The sequence below is a fragment of the Pseudonocardia sp. DR1-2 genome (assembly GCF_023717215.1).
In the GTDB taxonomy this organism is placed as follows: domain Bacteria; phylum Actinomycetota; class Actinomycetes; order Mycobacteriales; family Pseudonocardiaceae; genus Pseudonocardia; species Pseudonocardia alni.
Map to the genome: position 1 here is coordinate 432,248 of NZ_JAMQOF010000004.1, position 17,789 is coordinate 450,036.

The following is a 17,789-nucleotide window of genomic DNA, read 5'->3' on the forward strand; positions in this document are numbered from 1 at the left end:
CACACCCGTCGCGACAGGTGTGGGTGCCCACCGGAGGGTGTGGGCGCGGCCGGAGGAGCTGTCGCACCCCGGCCGGGGTCGTCGCACCCGCCGCGGAGGGTGCGACGACCCCCGCAGGGGTGCGGCGGGCCGCCGGTGACCGCCACGGGGGCTCCGGGCGCGGGGGCCGCGGACGCGGTCGTCAGGTCCGGCACAGGGTGGTGGTCCAGAGGGAGGCGCCGGCCTGGTCGCGCAGGTGGACCTCCAGGGTCGTCCCGTCGGGGGCGACGTCGAGCTCCCCGAAGTGCTGGAACCCCTCCAGCGGGCTCGCGCCCTGCCGGGACGGTCCGCGCACGAACTCCGCCCGCGGACCGAAGGTCGGGTCGAGCTCGTTCGGACCGAAGGCACCGGCGTGCAGCGGGCCGGACACGAACTCCCAGAACGGGTCGAAGTCGGTGAACGCGGCGCGCTCCGGGGCGTAGTGGTGGGCGGCGGTGTAGTGCACGTCCGCGGTCACCCAGACCACGTTGCGGACCCTCCGCCGGCGAATCCCGGCCAGCACCCCGGCGATCTCGGACTCGCGTCCGCTCGGCGGACCGGGCACCCCGTTGGCCACGGCCTCCCAGGCGGTGTCGCCGTCGGGCACCAGCACGCCGATCGGCATGTCCGAGGCGACGATCTTCCAGGTCGCCCGCGACGACGCGAGCGCGTCGACGAGCCAGCGGGCCTGGGCCTCCCCCAGGATCCGCTCGCCGCGGCCGGTGTTGGCGGAGTTCGCGCTGCGATAGGTGCGCATGTCCAGCACGAACACCTCGACGTGCGGGCCGAACGGCACCCGCCGGTACACCCGTCCGTCGACGGCGGTGCGTGGGTCGACCGGCTGCCACTCGTGGAACGCGCGGAACCCGCGGGCCGCGAGCACGTCCACCCGCTTCTCGGTGTAGCGCTCCCCCACCTCGCCGGTGAGGATCTCCCCCGGGTACCAGTTGTTGGTGACCTCGTGGTCGTCCCACTGCACGATCTGACCGACCGAGGCGGCGAACCGGCGCAGGTTGTCGTCGCGCAGGTTGTAGGCGAACTGGCCGCGGAACTCGGTCAGGGTCTCGGCGACCTTCGCCTTCTCGGGCGTCATCTCGTTGCGCCACACCCGGCCGTCGGGCAGCGTGACGGTCTCGGTGAGCGGGCCGTCGGCGTAGACGGTGTCGCCGGAGTGCAGGAACAGGTCGGGGTCGCGGTCGGCCATCGCGGAGAAGATCCGCATGCCGCCGGTGGCGCGGTCGATGCCCCAGCCCTGCCCGACGACGTCGCCGGACCACTGGATCCGCACCGGCTCGCCGCGCCCCGGGACCGCCCGGAAGGAGCCGGTCAGCGGCGCGCTCGCGGGACCGCCGTCGAGCGGCTCGGCGACGACGCGGTAGTGCACCCGCCCCCGCGTCGCCGGGACCCGCAGCTTCCCGGTGAGGTCGGTGTCCGGGGTCAGCACCGGGCCGGGGACCCGCAGCGCCCGCCGGAAGTCCGGCGAGCCCGCGACCTCCACGACCATCCGCGACGGCCGGTCGGCGCGCGTCCACACCAGCCCCGACCCCGGCCGGACGTCCCCGGCCTGCACCCCGTGGGTGAGGACGGGCCGCCCCGAGCGGACGAGTGCGGGCGCGGCCGGTGCGGTGCCGGGCAGGGCCAGTGCCGCGGCGCCGGCGAGACCGCCGGCGGCCGCGGTGCGGAACAGGGAGCGTCGGGAGAGAGCCACGCCCGCCGTTCTAACCCGGACGAGTGACCATGAACCGGACCGTACGGGTGAACGGCGGGCGAAGACTCAGCCGAACAGGGCGGGGATCTTCAGGACGAGCTCGTACAGCCCGTAGGCGAACGGGACGCCGACCCACACCCAGGCCAGGACGGCCCCGATCCACTGCACCGGCCCCCAGGTCGACGACCCGCCGGTCTCGGCAACGCTGCTCACGCGGTCTCCTTCTGCTGTGCCGAGCCCGGCGCGGCCGCCGCAGCGGTGGGCTCGTGGAACTTCCGGTCGACCGGGCGGATCAGCTCGTTGCAGACGAACGCGATGACCAGCAACACGATCATGATGATGAACGCGGTCGTGTAGCGGGCCGGTCCCTCGACACCGGCGTCGATCCGCGCGTCGGCGATCGCGTTGACGATCAGCGGACCGAGGACGCCCGCGGTGGACCACGCCGTCAGCAGGCGGCCGTGGATCGCGCCGACCTGGTAGGTGCCGAACAGGTCCCGCAGGTACGCCGGGACGGTGGCGAACCCGGCGCCGTAGAACGACAGGATCAGCACCGCGGCGACGATGAACAGCGCCCGCGACTGGTTCGGGATCAGCGTGATCAGCAGGTACAGCAGCGCGCCGACGCCCAGGTAGATGCGGTACATGTTCTTGCGACCCAGCACGTCCGACAGCGACGACCAGGCGATGCGCCCGGCCGAGTTCGCCAGCGACAGGATCGCGACGAACCCGCCCGCCGCCGCGGCGAGGGTGGCCGTGGCCCCGTTCTCCGCGAAGAAGTCCTGGAAGATCGGCGAGGCCCGTTCCAGGATGCCGATGCCCGCGGTGACGTTGAAGCACAGCACGACCCACAGCAGCCAGAACTGCGGCGTGCGGATCGCGTTGTTCGCCGAGACGTTGCCGGTCGAGATCATCCCGCTCTTCTTGGCCGTCGACGGGTCCCAGCCCGGCGGCGTCCAGCCCTCGGCGGGCACCCGGATGAGGATCCAGCCGACCGACATGAAGACGAGGTAGATCAGGCCCATCGTGAGGAACGTGGACCCGATGCCGGCCGAGGTGGCCCCGTCACCGGACCCGCCGAACGCCGACAGCAGCGAGTTCGTGAGCGGGGTCGCGATGAGCGCGCCGCCACCGAAGCCCATGATCGCCAGGCCGGTGGACAGGCCCGGTCGGTCCGGGAACCACTTGATCAGTGTGGAGACCGGCGAGATGTAGCCGATGCCCAGGCCGATGCCGCCGACGAAGCCGTAGCCCAGCACGACCAGCCAGTACTGCTCGGCGTAGAGGCCGAGACCCGAGATCAGGAACCCGGCGACGAAACAGCTCGACGCGACGACCATCGCCCAGCGCGGGCCGTTGCTGTCGACCTTCGTGCCGAACAGCGCCGAGGACAGGCCCAGCATGATGATGCCGAGCGTGAAGGGCAGCGCAGTGGCGACGCCCGACAGGTCGAGCGCGTTCGCCAGCGGGGTCTTGAAGACGCTCCAGGCGTAGACCTGGCCGATGGCCAGGTGGATGGACAGCGCGGCCGGTGGGACGAGCCAACGGCTCCATCCGGGTGGAGCAACGATGCGCTCCCGCGTGAGAAATCCGGACATGGCGCCCTCCGTCGTAGTTGACGGAGCAACGCTAAGTAGTGCGGAAGGGTGCAGCAACCCGAGCGGGTCTCGAAACGACAACGCCGGTCCCACCTGCAGGTGGGACCGGCGTCGGGTCGGATCTCGCGGCGGGCTCAGGCCGAGCGGTCGCGCCGCTCCCGGCGCTGCGGCTGGCGCGGGACGATCGTCGGGTTGACGTTGTCCTTCACCGTCTGTGCCGTCACCACGACCTTCGCCACGTCGTCGCGGCTGGGGATGTCGTACATGACCGGGAGGAGCACCTCCTCCATGATCGCCCGCAGGCCACGGGCGCCGGTGCCGCGCAGGATCGCCTGGTCGGCGACGGCGTCGAGGGCGTCCTCGGCGAACTCCAGCTCCACGCCGTCCATCTCGAACAGCTTGCGGTACTGCTTCACCAGGGCGTTCCGCGGCTCGGTCAGGATCTTGACCAGGGCGTCCTTGTCGAGCGAGGTCACCGAGGCGACGATCGGCAGCCGGCCGATGAACTCGGGGATCAGGCCGAACTTGATCAGGTCCTCGGGGAGCGTCTCGGCGAAGCGCTCCGCGGAGTCCAGGTCCTTCTTCGAGCGGATGTCGGCGCCGAAGCCGATACCGGACTGGCCGACCCGCTCGCCGATGATCCGCTCCAGCCCGGCGAAGGCGCCGGCCACGATGAACAGGACGTTCGTCGTGTCGATCTGGATGAACTCCTGGTGCGGGTGCTTGCGGCCGCCCTGCGGCGGGACGCTCGCGGTGGTGCCCTCGAGGATCTTCAGCAGCGCCTGCTGCACACCCTCGCCGGACACGTCGCGGGTGATCGACGGGTTCTCCGACTTCCGCGCGATCTTGTCGACCTCGTCGATGTAGATGATGCCGGTCTCGGCGCGCTTCACGTCGTAGTCGGCGGCCTGGATGAGCTTGAGCAGGATGTTCTCGACGTCCTCGCCCACGTAGCCGGCCTCGGTGAGGGCGGTCGCGTCGGCGATGGCGAACGGGACGTTGAGCATCTTGGCCAGCGTCTGCGCCAGGTAGGTCTTGCCGCACCCGGTGGGGCCGAGCATCAGGATGTTCGACTTGGCGATCTCGATGCCGTCGGAGGCGTCGCCGCCCGCGGCACGGCTGCGCTCGCCCGCCTGGATGCGCTTGTAGTGGTTGTAGACCGCCACCGACAGCGTGCGCTTGGTGGTGGCCTGACCGACGACGTACTGGTCGAGGAACTCGTGGATCTCGGTGGGCTTGGGCAGCTCGTCGAGCTTGACCTCACCGGCCTCGGCCAGCTCCTCCTCGATGATCTCGTTGCAGAGATCGATGCACTCGTCGCAGATGTAGACGCCGGGGCCGGCGATGAGCTTCTTGACCTGCTTCTGGCTCTTCCCGCAGAACGAGCACTTGAGCAGGTCCCCGCCGTCGCCGATGCGTGCCATAGGTGTCGATCCCCAGTCCTGGTCCGGCGTTCTCGCGTCGCGCCCGTCGCCCCGTGCGGGTTGACGGTACCTGCCCGCGGCCCGCACGGGGACCGGAAGCGGTGTCCGGTTCCCCGGCGGGTCGCCGGGCGGTCACCGGCGGCCGGAACCGGCCGCCGGTGACCCGGGTGTCACTTGCCGCCGGCGGTACCGGACAGCTTGCGGCTCTGCACGATCTCGTCGACCAGGCCGTACTCCTTGGCCTCCTCGGCCGTCAGGATCTTGTCCCGGTCGATGTCCTCGCGCACCTGGTCCGCGGAACGGTTCGAGTGCCGCGCGATGACCTCCTCCATCCGCTTGCGGATGCGGGAGATCTCCGCCGCCTGGATCTCCAGGTCCGACACCTGGCCGTACACGCCCTGCGTGGCCGGCTGGTGGATCAGGATGCGGGCGTTCTCGACCGCCATGCGGCGGCCCGGGGTGCCCGCGCACAGCAGCACCGCCGCGGCCGACGCCGCCTGCCCGAGGCAGACGGTCTGGATGTCGGGACGGATGAACTGCATGGTGTCGTAGATCGCCATCAGCGACGTGAACGACCCGCCCGGCGAGTTGATGTACAGCGAGATCTCGCGGTCCGGGTCGAGCGACTCGAGCACCAGCAGCTGCGCCATGGTGTCGTTCGCCGAGGTGTCGTTGATCTGCTCACCGAGGAAGATGATGCGCTCCTCGAAGAGCTTGTTGTACGGGTTCGACTCCTTGACCCCGTAGCTGGTGCGCTCCACGTAGGACGGGAGCACGTACCGGGAGCGGGCCGGGTCCGGCGCCCAGCCGCCGGGGCCGCGCAGGTCGGTCATCGACTCCGGGTGGCGAGGGTCGAAGGTGCTCACTTGTCGCTCCCGTTCTGCTCGCCGATCCGCCCGGCGTGCGTCACGACGTGGTCGACGAAGCCGTAGTCCTTGGCCTCCGGCGCGGAGAACCAGCGGTCACGGTCGGAGTCCCGCTCGATGGTCTCGACCGACTGACCGGTGTGCTGGGCGATCAGCTCCGCCATCTCCCGCTTGGTGCGGCGGAACTGCTCGGCCTGGATGGTGATGTCGGCTTCGGTGCCACCGACGCCCGCGGACGGCTGGTGCATCATGATCCGTGCGTGCGGCAGCGCCGAGCGCTTGCCCGGGGTGCCCGCCGACAGCAGGAACTGCCCCATCGACGCGGCCATGCCCATCGCCGTGGTCGCCACGTCGCACGGGATCAGGTTCATCGTGTCGAAGATGGCCATGCCGTCGGTGACCGAGCCACCGGGCGAGTTGATGTAGAGCTCGATGTCCTTGTCCGGGTCCTCGGCCGCGAGCAGCAGCATCTGCGCCGCGATGCGGTTCGAGATCTCCGCGTCCACCTGCTGACCGAGCACGATGATGCGCTGCTGGAGCAGGCGGTCGTACACGGAGTCGGACAGCGACATCGCGCTGATGCCGGACCGCATCTGCGGCCCGGTGCCGCGGCCCGCGGACGGGCCGGTGTCCTGCTGGCTCACTTCACCCTGCTTTCCGAAGTCGGGCCCGCCCCCGTGGCGCGGACGCCGCGGGAGAGGGTCCCGGAGTCTTCCTCTGGATCGCTCTCGGTTCTCCGGTGTCGGGTCTTGCGAACCCGTTCACGGTCCGGTTGGGGACCGGTTCGGAGCCGACCCTACGCGGAGCGGATGCCCCGCGTAGGGAACGACGCCCGATGTTCGCCGACAGCGCACGACGAGTCGTGCGGGACCCCGCGACGACCGCCGATCAGGCCTTCGCGTCGGCCTTGTCGGAGACCTCGTCGGCGGTGGTGTCCGCGGCGTCGTCGGCGGTGTCGTCGGCACCGTCCACGTCGGTCGCGGGGATCTCCTCGACGGTGGTCTCGTCCTCGTCCGGCCCGAGCAGGTCGGACAGGTCGACGGCCTCGCCACCCGGCAGGGTGACGGTGGCGGAGCGCACCGCGGTGATCAGCGCCTTGGAGCGGCGGACGTCCTGGTAGATCACGCCGAGCTGGCCGGCCTGCTGGATCTGCTGGACGAACTGCTCCGGGGCCATGCCGTACTGCTGCGCCTGGTAGACGATCCGCTCGGTGAGCTCCTGGTCCCCGACCGAGATCTCCTCGCGGTCGGCCAGGGTGTCGAGCACGAGGCGGTAGCGGACGGCCTTCTCGGCCTCCTCGCGCGTCTCGGTGTCGAACTGCTCGCGGGTCTTGTCCTGCGAGGAGAGGAACTCGCCGAACTTGTCCTCGTCGTGGTCGAAGGCGTGCACCGCGTCGTGGGTGCGGGTCTCGACCTCGGCGGCGACGACCGACTCCGGCAGCGGCACCTCGGTGTCCTCGACGAGCTTGTCCAGGAGACGGTCACGGGCCTGCGCGGCCTGCTCCATCCGCTTGGACCGGCCCAGACGCTCGCGCAGGTTCTCGGTCAGCTCGTCGAGCGTGTCGAACTCCGAGGCCAGCTGGGCGAACTCGTCGTCGGCGTCGGGGAGGTGACGCTCCTTCACGGTGGTCACCTTGACGGTGATCTCCGCGTCCTTGTCGGCGTGCTCACCGGCGACCAGCTTCGAGGTGAAGGTCTTCTCCTCGCCGGCCGACATGCCCTCGAGGGCCTCGTCGATACCGTCGATGAGACCGCCCTGGCCGACCTCGTAGGAGAAGCCGGTGGTGGTGGCCTCCTCGATCTCCGTGCCGTCGACGGCGGCGGAGAGGTCGATCTGGACGTAGTCACCGGACTGCGCGGGACGCTCGACACCGGCCAGGGTGCCGAACCGGGCGCGCAGCTGGTCGAGCTGCTCGGTGACCTCGTCCTCGGTCACCTCGGTCTCGTCGACCTCGACGGTCAGGCCGTCCAGGTCGGGGAGGGTGATCTCGGGGCGGATGTCGACCTCGGCGGTGAACGCGATGCGCTCGCCGTCGGCGATCTCGGTGACCTCGATGTCGGGCCGGCCGATCGGCTTGACGTCCTCGGACGTCACCACGGCCTCCTGGTACTTCACCGGGATCGCGGCGTTCACGACCTCGTCCAGGACGGGGCCACGGCCGATCCGGGCCTCCAGGATGCGGGCCGGCGCCTTGCCCGGGCGGAAGCCGGGGATGCGGACCTGCTGGGCGATCTTCTTGTACGCGCGGTCGAAGTCGGGCTTGAGCTCGTCGAACGGCACCTCGACGTTGATCCGGACGCGCGTCGGGCTGAGGTGCTCGACGGTGCTCTTCACGGTGGAACTCCTTGGGCGGTACGAGTGCTGCAACGGGCCGCGGCTCGCGCGGCCCCCGGTCGGTGGCCCCGCCCGCCGGCGCCGGACGATCCCGGCTCTGCGCCGGGCGTCCCGTGCCACCGGCCGCCGGGTACGTGGGACGCGCCCGGTGACGGCGGGGCTCGCGCGAGTCTAGGCGAGCCCGGTCACCGTGCGACGGCCCGGGCGCGGGTCAGGGTGCGACGGCCCCGCCCGCACCGACGTCGGCGACGGTCACGTCGACGGCCAGGGTGTCGTCACCGAGGACGGCACGGACCCGGTCGGCGACCTCGTCGGCGACCACCGCGAACGGCCTGCCCAGCCGGAGGACGACGGCGATCTCCACCGGGTCGGCCAGCCGCACACCCTGGACCCGGTGCCCGGGCAGGTACGACGCGATCGAGCCGAACGGGCCGCCGTCGAGCCGCAGCACCGACGGGTGGGCGAGCACGGCGTCCGCGACGGCCTGCGGGCCGGGTCCTGCGGCGGGGTCGGTCACGGGTCGGACCCTAGCCACACACGACGGCGGCGGCACCCCGCTGCGGGGTGCCGCCGCCGTCGTCGTGCGCGGGTCAGCTCTTGAAGGTGTCCTTGAGCTTCTCGCCGGCCTGCTTCAGGTTGCCGGTGGCCTGGTCCGCCTTGCCCTCGGCCTGCAGGTCCTTGTCGTCGGTGGCCTTGCCGGTGGCCTCCTTGGCCTTGCCACCCAGCTCCTCGGCCTTGTTGCTGATCTTGTCTCCGAGACCCATGGGGCTCACCTGCTTCCTGATCGCGTGTCCGGCGGGCGGGGGTGCGAGCCGGTCGCTACCGTCGCTGACGGGGTGGACTACCCCCACCCTCCACTTCCCACACCCCGACGGGGCGTCCATGGCGAACGCACAGGTCAGCGGCCCACCGGCCGCCGGGCCCCCGGGCCCCGGCGTGCCGTCGGCACGGCCGGCGCGGGTGCCGTCGCGGGCCGCGCTGGACGAGACCACGCTGGTCGTCCGGGCCCAGGACGGCGACGTCGGCGCCTTCGAGGAGCTGGCCCGCCGCCACCAGAACGCCCTGTTCCGGGTCGCGGTCCGGGTGCTCGGCGACGCCACCGACGCCGAGGACGCCCTGCAGGACGCGCTCATCGACGCCTGGCGGCGGATCGGCAGCTTCCGCGGCGAGGCGGCGTTCTCCACGTGGATGTACCGCATCGTCACCCACCGCTGCACCGCGCTGGTCCGGCGGCGGCGACGGACCGACCCGCTCCCGACCGACGACGGGCCGGGCGCCCCGGCCGACGACCGCTCCCCCACCCCGGAGCGGGCGGCCGAGGTCGACGCGGAGATGGCGGCCCTGTCGCGGGCCGTCGCGTCGCTGCCGGAGGACCAGCGCACGGCCTGGGTGCTGCGGGAGCTGGAGGGGCTGGGCTACAGCGAGATCTCGCAGATCACCGGGGCGGGTGAGACCGCCGTCCGCGGCCGGATCCACCGGGCGCGCGGGGCACTGGCGGAGAGGATGCGGGCATGGCGGTAGAGAGGAGCGGGGCGGAGCGCGTCGAGCCACTGGCCTGCGGCCGGGACGCCGCCGACGTCTGGGACCACGCGGAGGCGGGTGTGCTCGACGAGCACGAGCTGACCTGTCCGCACTGCGTGCGCGCGCACGCGGACCACGACCGGCTCGGCGGGCTGGTGGCGCGGATGGCGGCCGAGCCGCTGCGGCCGCCGCCGTCGGTGCTGGAGCAGGTGATGGGCGCGGTCGTCGCGGACCTGCGCCCGCACGAGCTGCTCGCCCTGGGGCCGGACGCCTGGCTGGGCAGGCCGACCGCGGAGGCGGCGCTGCGGCACGTCGTGGACACGATGGACGGGCTGCGGGCCCGCCGGTGCCGGATCGAGCAGCTGCGCGCCCCGGACGGTTCCGGGGACGGCCCGGCCGCGGTGTGGGTGCGGGTGACCGTCGCGGCCCGGTTCGGGGTCGACCTCGCCTCGGTCACCGCGCGCGTCCGGCAGATGATGATCTCGGCAGGGGACCGCACGCTCGGCGTGCCGATCGCCGGGGTCGACATCCTGGTCGAGGACCTGTGGGAGGAACCGGCATGAGCGGGCGTACGACGGTCACCGTCTCCGACCTGGCCGTCGCACGGGTGGCGGCGCGGCGGGTCCGGCGGGTGCCGGGGGTGGCGGCGCTGATGGGCGACGTCACGCAGACCCTGCTGGGGCTGGCCGCGGACTGGCTGCCCCGCGACCCGGTCCCCGAGGAGCTGCGGGTGCAGGGCCTGGTCGCGTCGGTGCACGGGCACGAGGCCGAGATCCGGGTGACGGTCGGGGTGCGGTTCGGCACGAACTGCGCCGAGCTGGTCGAGCGGGTGCGCCGGGAGGTGACCGAGGAGGTCGCGACGGTGTGCGGCCTCGACGCCCGGGTGCGGGTGACCGTCGCCGACATCGCGCTGCCGGCCTGAGCCGCGGTCCCTTCTCTCCCCGCGCGCGGGGAGCGGGTCAGGCCCGGCCGGCGAGCACGCAGTCGCCGCAGGTCCCGCCGCCGGGGGCGCGGACGTAGAGGCAGCAGGAACGGCGCCGGAACGCCCACTCGGTGTCCGGGTCGGTGTCGTCGAGGCGGAGCAGCCGGCCGGTGGCACCCGGCGGCAGCGGCCCGCGCAGCACCGGGTGGTCGGCGAGCGCGTCGAGCAGGGCCAGGTAGCGGCGCCGGTCCGGGCGTCGCACGGCCTCCATGACCCGTGCCGCCCCGCCGATCGAGGACACGACGTTGCCGCGCAGCACCCGCGGCGACACCACGGCCCGGGCCGCGACGGCGGCGTACAGCGGATCGAGGTGGGTGGCGGCGAGCTCGCGGGCGAGCAGGTCCGCGGCGCCGGCCGGGTCGTCGGCGACGTCCGGGGTGGCGACGCCGGTGGACCCGGCGGGCAGGCTCGGCGCCCACGGGTCGTCGGCGCCGGGGTCGCGGCGCAGCTCCCCGAGCGACGGGAGCACACCGTGCAGGGCCACGGCCGCGAAGGGCATCGACACGATCCGCGCCGCGAGCCCCATCACCGCCACCGAGGCCCCGATCCGCCGGTCCCCGCCGAGCGCGGTGGTGACCTCGTCGATCCGCCGGCCGAGCGGGTCCGGGCCGCCGGGGACCGGCGCGGTGTGGAGGTCGTCCCACCGGACGGTCCCGGAGGCGGCGGGGGTCGCCACCGCGAACCAGGGACCGATCGTCGCGACGTCGGCGAGGACCTCCGCCACCCGGCCGTCGGTCACCCGCCCGGGTGAAGCGGGCGGCCGCCCGGGTGTGGCGACGCGGATCGGGGGCACGTTCACGGGGGGCCAGTCTGCCCGACCCGGGGACGCGCTGCGTAACGGTCCGGACGCCCCCGGCGATCCCATGCAGTAGAAGGCCGGTCCCGACGGATGGTCACGCCTCGCTCACCGTCCGGACACGGGACGGCAACGTTGACCTGCTCGCATGGTCAGCGATCCACATCACGGGACCGGTGGGCCGCTCTCAGTAGCGCACCCCGGTGGCGACGTGCGACTCTGTGCACTCGCCAGACCGCACTCGCCGGGGTGTGCGGTCGAACCGTGCCGCAGGAATGGCCGGGTACTGGAAGTCAGCGCCCGGCCGCTCGGCGTGCCCGGAGGAAGATTCCGTCCGCCGGTCACCCACCCGGCGGCACGGTGCACCTGAACGGCCCTCGTCGCACGTCCCACTCGGGCTGCGCGCTGTATCCTGAGAACTTTCTTCGGACCGCAGCGAGCTGCCCGGTCCGGGTCGTCCGATGCGGGTGACTCCAGGTGCACCGAGACGACAGGAGGAGCAGTTGGCCGCGATCAGTGACCAGACGCGTCGCCCCTCGCCCGGTGGGCTGTACGCCGCCGATCACGAGCACGACGCCTGCGGTGTGGCCATGTTGGCCGACGTCACCGGCAAGCGCAGCCATGCCATCGTGCAGAAGGCCATCGAGGCCCTGCTGCGACTGGAGCACCGCGGTGCGCGTGGCGCCGAGTACAACACCGGTGACGGTGCCGGGATCCTGATCCAGGTCCCGGACGCGTTCTACCGCGAGGTCACCGACTTCGACCTGCCCGCGGAGGGCGCCTACGCCACCGGCATCGCGATGCTGCCGCGTGACGAGGCCGAGGCCGCCGCGGCGATCGAGCGGATCGGCGAACTCGCCGCCGAGGAGGACCTCACCGTCCTGGGGTGGCGCGAGCTGCCCACCGACCCCGACGCCGCGGACCTGGGCTCGATCGCCCGGGACGCGATGCCCGGGTTCCGTCAGCTGTTCGTCGGCGGCGTGGAGCTGGCCGGGGACTCCCCCGGCACCGCCCCGGCCGGCATCGACCTGGAGCGTCGGGCGTTCTGCTTCCGCAAGCGGGTCGAGCACGACACCGAGACCTACTTCCCGTCGCTCTCGCCGCGCACCGTCATCTACAAGGGCATGCTCGCCGAGCCCCAGGTCGCGGCGTTCTACCCGGACCTGAACGACGAGCGCGTCACCTCGGCGCTCGCGATCGTGCACTCGCGCTTCTCCACGAACACGTTCCCGGCGTGGCCGCTGGCGCACCCGTTCCGCTACGTGGCGCACAACGGTGAGATCAACACGCTGCGCGGCAACCGGAACTGGATGGCGGCCCGCGAGTCGCTGCTGGAGTCCGCGAACCTGCCCGGCGACCTGTCGCGGCTGACCCCGATCGTCACCCCGGACGCGTCGGACTCGGCCACCTTCGACGAGGTCCTGGAGCTGCTGCACCTGTCCGGGCGCAGCCTGCCGCACGCGGTGCTGATGATGATCCCGGAGGCCTGGGAGCACAACACCGAGATGGACCCCGCCCGGCGGGCGTTCTACGAGTACCACTCCACGCTGATGGAGCCGTGGGACGGACCGGCCCTGGTGGCGTTCACCGACGGCACCCGGATCGGCGCGGTGCTGGACCGCAACGGTCTGCGCCCGGCCCGCTACTGGGTCACCGAGGACGGCCTGGTCGTGCTCGCCTCCGAGGTCGGCGTGCTGGACGTCGCGCCCGACAAGGTCGTCCGCAAGGGCCGCCTCGAGCCGGGCCGCATGTTCCTCATCGACACCGAGCGCGGCAAGATCGTCGACGACGACGAGGTCAAGGGCGCGCTGGCCGCCGAGCAGCCGTACGCCGACTGGCTGCACGCCGGACTGATCCGGCTCGACGACCTGCCCGCGCGTACCCGCGAGACCCCGACCCACGAGACGCTCAACCTGCGTCAGCAGGCCCTCGGCTACACCGAGGAGGAGCTCAACGTCCTGCTCCGCCCGATGGCGGTCACCGGGGCGGAGCCGATCGGCTCGATGGGCAACGACGCGCCGATCGCCGCGATCGCCGAGCGCCCGCGCCAGCTCTACGACTACTTCATCCAGCTGTTCGCCCAGGTCACCAACCCGCCGCTGGACGCGATCCGCGAGGAGCTCGTCACCTCGCTGTTCAGCCAGCTCGGGCCGGAGCAGAACCTGCTCGACGCGACGCCGGCGCACTGCCGGACGATCGTCGTGCCGTTCCCGGTGCTGACCAACGACGACCTGGCGAAGATCGTCCACATCAACGACGACGGGGAGTTCCCCGGCTTCGCCTCGCACGTCGTCCGCGGCACGTTCACCGCCCGCGACGGCGGCAAGGGCATGCTCTCGCGGCTGGCCGAGATCAAGCAGGAGGTGTCCCGCGCGATCGAGAACGGGGCCCGCCTGATCGTGCTGTCCCAGCGCGGGGTGGACGCCGAGCATGCGCCGATCCCGTCGCTGCTGCTCACCGGCACCGTGCACCACCACCTCGTCCGGGAGCGCTCGCGCACCCGCGTCGGGCTGGTCGTGGAGTCCGCGGACGCCCGCGAGGTGCACCACATCGCGCTGCTGCTCGGCTACGGCGCCTCCGCGGTGAACCCGTACCTGGCGATGGCCACTGTCGAGGACCTCGCCGAGCGCGGCGACGTCCCCGGCGTCGACGGCCGGACCGCGGCGAAGAACCTGGTCAAGGCGCTCGGCAAGGGCGTCCGCAAGACCATGTCGAAGATGGGTGTCTCGACGGTCGCGTCCTACACCGGCGCGCAGATCTTCGAGGCCGTCGGGCTGGGCTCCGAGGTCATCGACGCGGCCTTCCGGGGCACCGCGTCGCGGATCGGCGGCGTCGGCTTCGACGTCCTCGCCGAGGAGGTCCTGGCCCACCACCGCCGCGCCTACCCCGCCGACGACGTCCGTGCCTCGCACCGGGCGCTGCCGGTCGGCGGCGAGTACCAGTGGCGCCGCGAGGGCGAGCTGCACCTGTTCAACCCGCAGACCGTCTTCAAGCTGCAGCACTCCACGCGGGCCGGGAAGTACGAGGTCTTCAAGGAGTACACGAAGGCCGTCGACGAGCAGGCGAAGCGGCTGATGACGCTGCGCGGCCTGTTCCGGTTCAAGGACGGCCTGCGCGAGCCGGTCTCGATCGACGAGGTCGAGTCCGTCGAGTCGATCATGACCCGGTTCGCGACCGGCGCGATCTCCTACGGCTCCATCTCCCAGGAGATGCACGAGACCCTGGCGATCGCGATGAACCGCATCGGCGGCCGCTCGAACACCGGTGAGGGCGGCGAGGACCCGGACCGCTTCACCCCGGACCCGAACGGGGACTCGCGCCGCAGCGCGGTCAAGCAGGCGGCGTCCGGCCGGTTCGGCGTCACCAGCGAGTACCTGGTCAACGCCGACGACATCCAGATCAAGATCGCCCAGGGTGCCAAGCCCGGTGAGGGCGGTCAGCTGCCCGGCGGCAAGGTCTACCCGTGGATCGCGACCACCCGGTACTCGACGCCGGGTGTCGGCCTCATCTCGCCGCCGCCGCACCACGACATCTACTCGATCGAGGACATCAAGCAGCTCATCCACGACCTGAAGAACGCCAACCCGCGGGCCCGCATCCACGTGAAGCTGGTGTCCCAGGTCGGCGTCGGGACCGTGGCGGCCGGCGTGTCCAAGGCGCACTCCGACGTCGTGCTCATCTCGGGCCACGACGGCGGCACCGGCGCCTCGCCGCTGTCCTCGATCAAGCACGCGGGTGGTCCCTGGGAGCTCGGCCTGGCCGAGACCCAGCAGACGCTGATGGCCAACGGGCTGCGCGACCGGATCACGGTCCAGGCCGACGGCCAGCTCAAGACCGGTCGTGACGTCGTCATCGCGGCGCTGCTCGGCGCCGAGGAGTACGGCTTCGCCACCGCCCCGCTGGTGGTCTCGGGCTGCATCATGATGCGCGTCTGCCACCTGGACACCTGTCCGGTGGGCGTCGCGACGCAGAACCCGGAGCTCCGCAAGAAGTTCAACGGCAAGGCCGAGTACGTCGTGAACTTCATGAGGTTCGTGGCGCAGGAGGTCCGCGAGATCCTCGCCGAGCTGGGCTTCCGCTCGCTCGACGAGGCGATCGGCCGGGCCGACGTGCTCGACGTCGACTCCGCCGCCCAGCACTGGAAGTCCAAGCACCTGGACCTCTCGCCGATCTTCCGGATCGCCGACGTGCCGGACGACGCGCCGCGCAAGCGGACCCGCGAGCAGGACCACGGCCTGGACAAGGCGCTGGACAACACCATGATCCAGCTGGCCGAGGGCGCGCTGCGCAACGGTGACCGGGTCCGCCTGGACCTGCCGGTGCGCAACGTCAACCGCACGGTCGGGACCATGCTCGGGTCCGAGCTGACCCGGGCGCACGGTGGCAAGGGCCTGCCCGACGACACGATCGACATCACGTTCACCGGCGCGGCCGGGCAGAGCTTCGGTGCGTTCGTGCCCAAGGGCATCACGCTGCGGCTGGTCGGCGACACCAACGACTACTTCGGCAAGGGCCTGTCCGGTGGCCGGCTGACCCTGCGGCCGGACCCGTCGTCGCCGTTCGCCGCCGAGGAGAACGTCATCGCCGGCAACGTGATCGGCTACGGCGCGACCTCGGGCGAGATGTTCATCCGCGGTGTCGTCGGCGAGCGGTTCTGCGTCCGGAACTCGGGCGCGGTGGCCGTCGTCGAGGGCGTCGGTGACCACGGTTGCGAGTACATGACCGGTGGCCGGGTCGTCGTCCTCGGGCGGACCGGGCGCAACTTCGCGGCCGGCATGTCCGGTGGCGTCGCCTACCTGCTCGACATCGACAAGAACCGGGTCAACCCGGAGATGGTCGACCTCGACCCGCTGTCGGACGAGGACCGCTCGATCGTGCACGACCTCGTCGAGCGGCACCACTCCGAGACCGGCTCCGCGGTGGCGCACGCGCTGCTCACCGACTGGGACAACGCGGTCGAGCGGTTCGGCAAGGTCATGCCCAAGGACTACAAGCGCGTGCTGCTCGCGACGGAGAACGCCGAGCGCGAGGGCCGCGATGTCAACCAGGCGATCATGGAGGCTGCTCATGGGTGACCCCAAGGGCTTCATGACCACTCCTCGGCAGACGCCCACCCGGCGGCCGGTGGACCTGCGGCTGATGGACTGGCGCGAGGTCTACGAGGACTTCCCGACCACGACCCTGGAGTCCCAGGCCGGGCGCTGCATGAACTGCGGCATCCCGTTCTGCCACCAGGGCTGTCCGCTCGGGAACCTCATCCCCGAGTGGAACGACCTGGTCTACCGCCACGACTGGCGGGAGGCTATCGAGCGGCTGCACGCCACGAACAACTTCCCGGAGTTCACCGGGACGCTGTGCCCCGCCCCGTGCGAGGCGGCGTGCGTGCTGGCCATCAACGACGACGCGGTCACGATCAAGCAGGTCGAGATCGAGATCATCGACAAGGCCTGGGACGAGGGCTGGGTCGGCCCGCAGGTGCCCGAGGTGAAGACCGGCAAGAAGGTCGCCGTCGTCGGGTCGGGTCCGGCCGGGCTGGCCGCCGCCCAGCAGCTGACCCGGGTGGGGCACGACGTCGTCGTGTTCGAGCGGGCCGACCGCATCGGCGGGCTGCTGCGCTACGGCATCCCCGAGTTCAAGATGGAGAAGGCGCGCCTGGACCGGCGCCTGGAGCAGATGGTCGCCGAGGGCACCCACTTCCGGGCCTCGGTCGACGTCGGCACCGACATCACCGTCGAGCAGCTGCGGGCCGACTTCGACGCGGTGGTCCTCGCCGGTGGCGCGACGGCGTGGCGCGACCTGCCCGCCGACGGCCGCGACGCCGAGGGCGTCTACCAGGCGATGGAGTTCCTGCCGTGGGCCAACCACGTGCAGCAGGGCGACATGGACGCGCCGCCCATCTCCGCCGAGGGCAAGGACGTCGTGATCATCGGCGGCGGTGACACCGGCGCCGACTGCCTGGGCACCTCGCACCGTCAGGGCGCGAAGTCGGTGACCCAGCTGGAGATCATGCCGACCCCGCCGGAGCACCGCACCGACGGCATGCCCTGGCCGACCTACCCGATGGTCTACCGCGTCTCCTCGGCCCACGAGGAGGGCGGCGAACGCCTGTTCTCGGTCAACACGACCGAGTTCGTGAAGGACGCCGACGGCAAGCTCGCCGGCATCCGGATCGTCGAGGTCACGCGCGGCGAGAAGGGCTTCGAGCCGGTCGAGGGCACCGAGAAGGAGCTCCCGGCCCAGCTGGTGCTCCTCGCGATGGGCTTCGTCGGCCCGGAGAAGGGCGCCCTGCTGAACGACCTCGAGGTCGACCTCGACGAGCGCGGCAACGTCGCCCGCGACGACCGCTACATGTCCTCGGTCGACGGTGTGTTCGTCGCCGGTGACATCGGCCGCGGCCAGTCGCTGATCGTGTGGGCCATCGCCGAAGGCCGCTCCGCGGCCGCCGGTGTGGACGAGTGGCTCACCGGCCGCTCGGTGTTGCCCCGCCCGATCGACCCGGGCGACCGCCAGATCGCCTGACCTCGTACACGCGCACGAGGGGC

The 17,789-nt window shown here is 71.9% G+C and carries 15 protein-coding genes; 5 read left to right on the top strand and 10 right to left on the bottom strand.

Annotation, left to right across the window (positions count from 1 at the left end; translation table 11 throughout):
* Nucleotides 1–181: 181 nt before the first annotated feature.
* The 9 genes from ND486_RS14315 to ND486_RS14355 form a co-directional block, all read right to left on the bottom strand.
* Nucleotides 182–1,726 carry an alkaline phosphatase gene (locus tag ND486_RS14315; RefSeq protein ID WP_251784746.1) on the bottom strand — a complete coding sequence of 515 codons (1,545 nt, stop codon included), beginning with the start codon at nucleotides 1,724–1,726 and terminating at the stop codon, nucleotides 182–184.
* Between the two features lie 66 nt (nucleotides 1,727–1,792).
* Entirely contained in the window at nucleotides 1,793–1,939 is a 147-nt protein-coding gene (locus ND486_RS14320; RefSeq protein ID WP_157818505.1) for a hypothetical protein, read from the bottom strand.
* Nucleotides 1,936–3,324: an OFA family MFS transporter gene (locus ND486_RS14325; RefSeq protein ID WP_251784747.1), complete on the bottom strand. Its 1,389-nt coding sequence runs from the start codon at nucleotides 3,322–3,324 to the stop codon at nucleotides 1,936–1,938. The genes ND486_RS14320 and ND486_RS14325 overlap by 4 nt, the downstream gene beginning before the upstream one ends.
* A 134-nt stretch (nucleotides 3,325–3,458) precedes the next feature.
* Nucleotides 3,459–4,748 carry an ATP-dependent Clp protease ATP-binding subunit ClpX gene (gene clpX / locus ND486_RS14330; protein ID WP_020625701.1) on the bottom strand — a complete coding sequence of 430 codons (1,290 nt, stop codon included), beginning with the start codon at nucleotides 4,746–4,748 and terminating at the stop codon, nucleotides 3,459–3,461.
* A gap of 170 nt (nucleotides 4,749–4,918) precedes the next feature.
* Nucleotides 4,919–5,581: an ATP-dependent Clp protease proteolytic subunit gene (locus tag ND486_RS14335; protein ID WP_062404399.1), complete on the bottom strand. Its 663-nt coding sequence runs from the start codon at nucleotides 5,579–5,581 to the stop codon at nucleotides 4,919–4,921.
* A gap of 29 nt (nucleotides 5,582–5,610) precedes the next feature.
* Nucleotides 5,611–6,207: an ATP-dependent Clp protease proteolytic subunit gene (locus ND486_RS14340; protein WP_062404398.1), complete on the bottom strand. Its 597-nt coding sequence runs from the start codon at nucleotides 6,205–6,207 to the stop codon at nucleotides 5,611–5,613.
* Between the two features lie 295 nt (nucleotides 6,208–6,502).
* Entirely contained in the window at nucleotides 6,503–7,948 is a 1,446-nt protein-coding gene (gene tig, locus ND486_RS14345; RefSeq protein WP_251784748.1) for a trigger factor, read from the bottom strand.
* A gap of 211 nt (nucleotides 7,949–8,159) precedes the next feature.
* Entirely contained in the window at nucleotides 8,160–8,465 is a 306-nt protein-coding gene (locus tag ND486_RS14350) for a hypothetical protein (protein WP_224403143.1), read from the bottom strand.
* 73 nt (nucleotides 8,466–8,538) lie between these two features.
* Nucleotides 8,539–8,712: a CsbD family protein gene (locus ND486_RS14355; protein WP_062401261.1), complete on the bottom strand. Its 174-nt coding sequence runs from the start codon at nucleotides 8,710–8,712 to the stop codon at nucleotides 8,539–8,541.
* Between the two features lie 118 nt (nucleotides 8,713–8,830).
* On the opposite strand from ND486_RS14355, the gene ND486_RS14360 reads away from it, so the two are divergent.
* From ND486_RS14360 to ND486_RS14370, 3 genes are read left to right on the top strand one after another with little or no spacing between them, the layout of a single operon-like run.
* Nucleotides 8,831–9,469 (top strand): RNA polymerase sigma factor, encoded by a 639-nt coding sequence (locus ND486_RS14360; protein ID WP_251784749.1) that lies wholly within the window; start codon nucleotides 8,831–8,833, stop codon nucleotides 9,467–9,469.
* A complete protein-coding gene (locus ND486_RS14365; protein WP_062401258.1) occupies nucleotides 9,460–10,032 on the top strand; it encodes a hypothetical protein in 573 nt (190 codons plus the stop codon). The genes ND486_RS14360 and ND486_RS14365 overlap by 10 nt, the downstream gene beginning before the upstream one ends.
* Nucleotides 10,029–10,391 (top strand): Asp23/Gls24 family envelope stress response protein, encoded by a 363-nt coding sequence (locus ND486_RS14370; protein ID WP_251784750.1) that lies wholly within the window; start codon nucleotides 10,029–10,031, stop codon nucleotides 10,389–10,391. The genes ND486_RS14365 and ND486_RS14370 overlap by 4 nt, the downstream gene beginning before the upstream one ends.
* Before the next feature lie 37 nt (nucleotides 10,392–10,428).
* Here the strand turns inward: ND486_RS14370 and ND486_RS14375 are convergent, their stop codons facing one another.
* Entirely contained in the window at nucleotides 10,429–11,250 is an 822-nt protein-coding gene (locus ND486_RS14375; protein WP_251784751.1) for a (2Fe-2S)-binding protein, read from the bottom strand.
* Between the two features lie 587 nt (nucleotides 11,251–11,837).
* Here ND486_RS14375 and gltB point away from each other — a divergent pair.
* Both gltB and ND486_RS14385 read left to right on the top strand, forming a co-directional pair.
* A complete protein-coding gene (gene gltB / locus ND486_RS14380) occupies nucleotides 11,838–16,322 on the top strand; it encodes a glutamate synthase large subunit (RefSeq protein WP_374231417.1) in 4,485 nt (1,494 codons plus the stop codon).
* Complete coding sequence (locus ND486_RS14385; RefSeq protein WP_251784753.1) at nucleotides 16,315–17,766, top strand: glutamate synthase subunit beta; 1,452 nt, start codon at nucleotides 16,315–16,317, stop codon at nucleotides 17,764–17,766. Before gltB ends, ND486_RS14385 begins: the two co-directional genes overlap by 8 nt.
* Nucleotides 17,767–17,789: the final 23 nt, after the last annotated feature.

Excerpts from the sequence above, each read along its gene's own strand:
- ND486_RS14325 (WP_251784747.1), bottom strand. The coding sequence starts at position 3,324 with ATGTCCGGATTTCTCACGCGGGAGCGCATCGTTGCTCCACCCGGATGG.
- clpX (WP_020625701.1), bottom strand. The coding sequence starts at position 4,748 with ATGGCACGCATCGGCGACGGCGGGGACCTGCTCAAGTGCTCGTTCTGC.
- ND486_RS14335 (WP_062404399.1), bottom strand. The coding sequence starts at position 5,581 with ATGACCGACCTGCGCGGCCCCGGCGGCTGGGCGCCGGACCCGGCCCGC.
- ND486_RS14340 (WP_062404398.1), bottom strand. The coding sequence starts at position 6,207 with ATGCGGTCCGGCATCAGCGCGATGTCGCTGTCCGACTCCGTGTACGAC.
- ND486_RS14355 (WP_062401261.1), bottom strand. The coding sequence starts at position 8,712 with ATGGGTCTCGGAGACAAGATCAGCAACAAGGCCGAGGAGCTGGGTGGC.
- ND486_RS14360 (WP_251784749.1), top strand. The coding sequence starts at position 8,831 with ATGGCGAACGCACAGGTCAGCGGCCCACCGGCCGCCGGGCCCCCGGGC.
- ND486_RS14365 (WP_062401258.1), top strand. The coding sequence starts at position 9,460 with ATGGCGGTAGAGAGGAGCGGGGCGGAGCGCGTCGAGCCACTGGCCTGC.
- ND486_RS14370 (WP_251784750.1), top strand. The coding sequence starts at position 10,029 with ATGAGCGGGCGTACGACGGTCACCGTCTCCGACCTGGCCGTCGCACGG.
- gltB (WP_374231417.1), top strand. The coding sequence starts at position 11,838 with ATGTTGGCCGACGTCACCGGCAAGCGCAGCCATGCCATCGTGCAGAAG.
- ND486_RS14385 (WP_251784753.1), top strand. The coding sequence starts at position 16,315 with ATGGGTGACCCCAAGGGCTTCATGACCACTCCTCGGCAGACGCCCACC.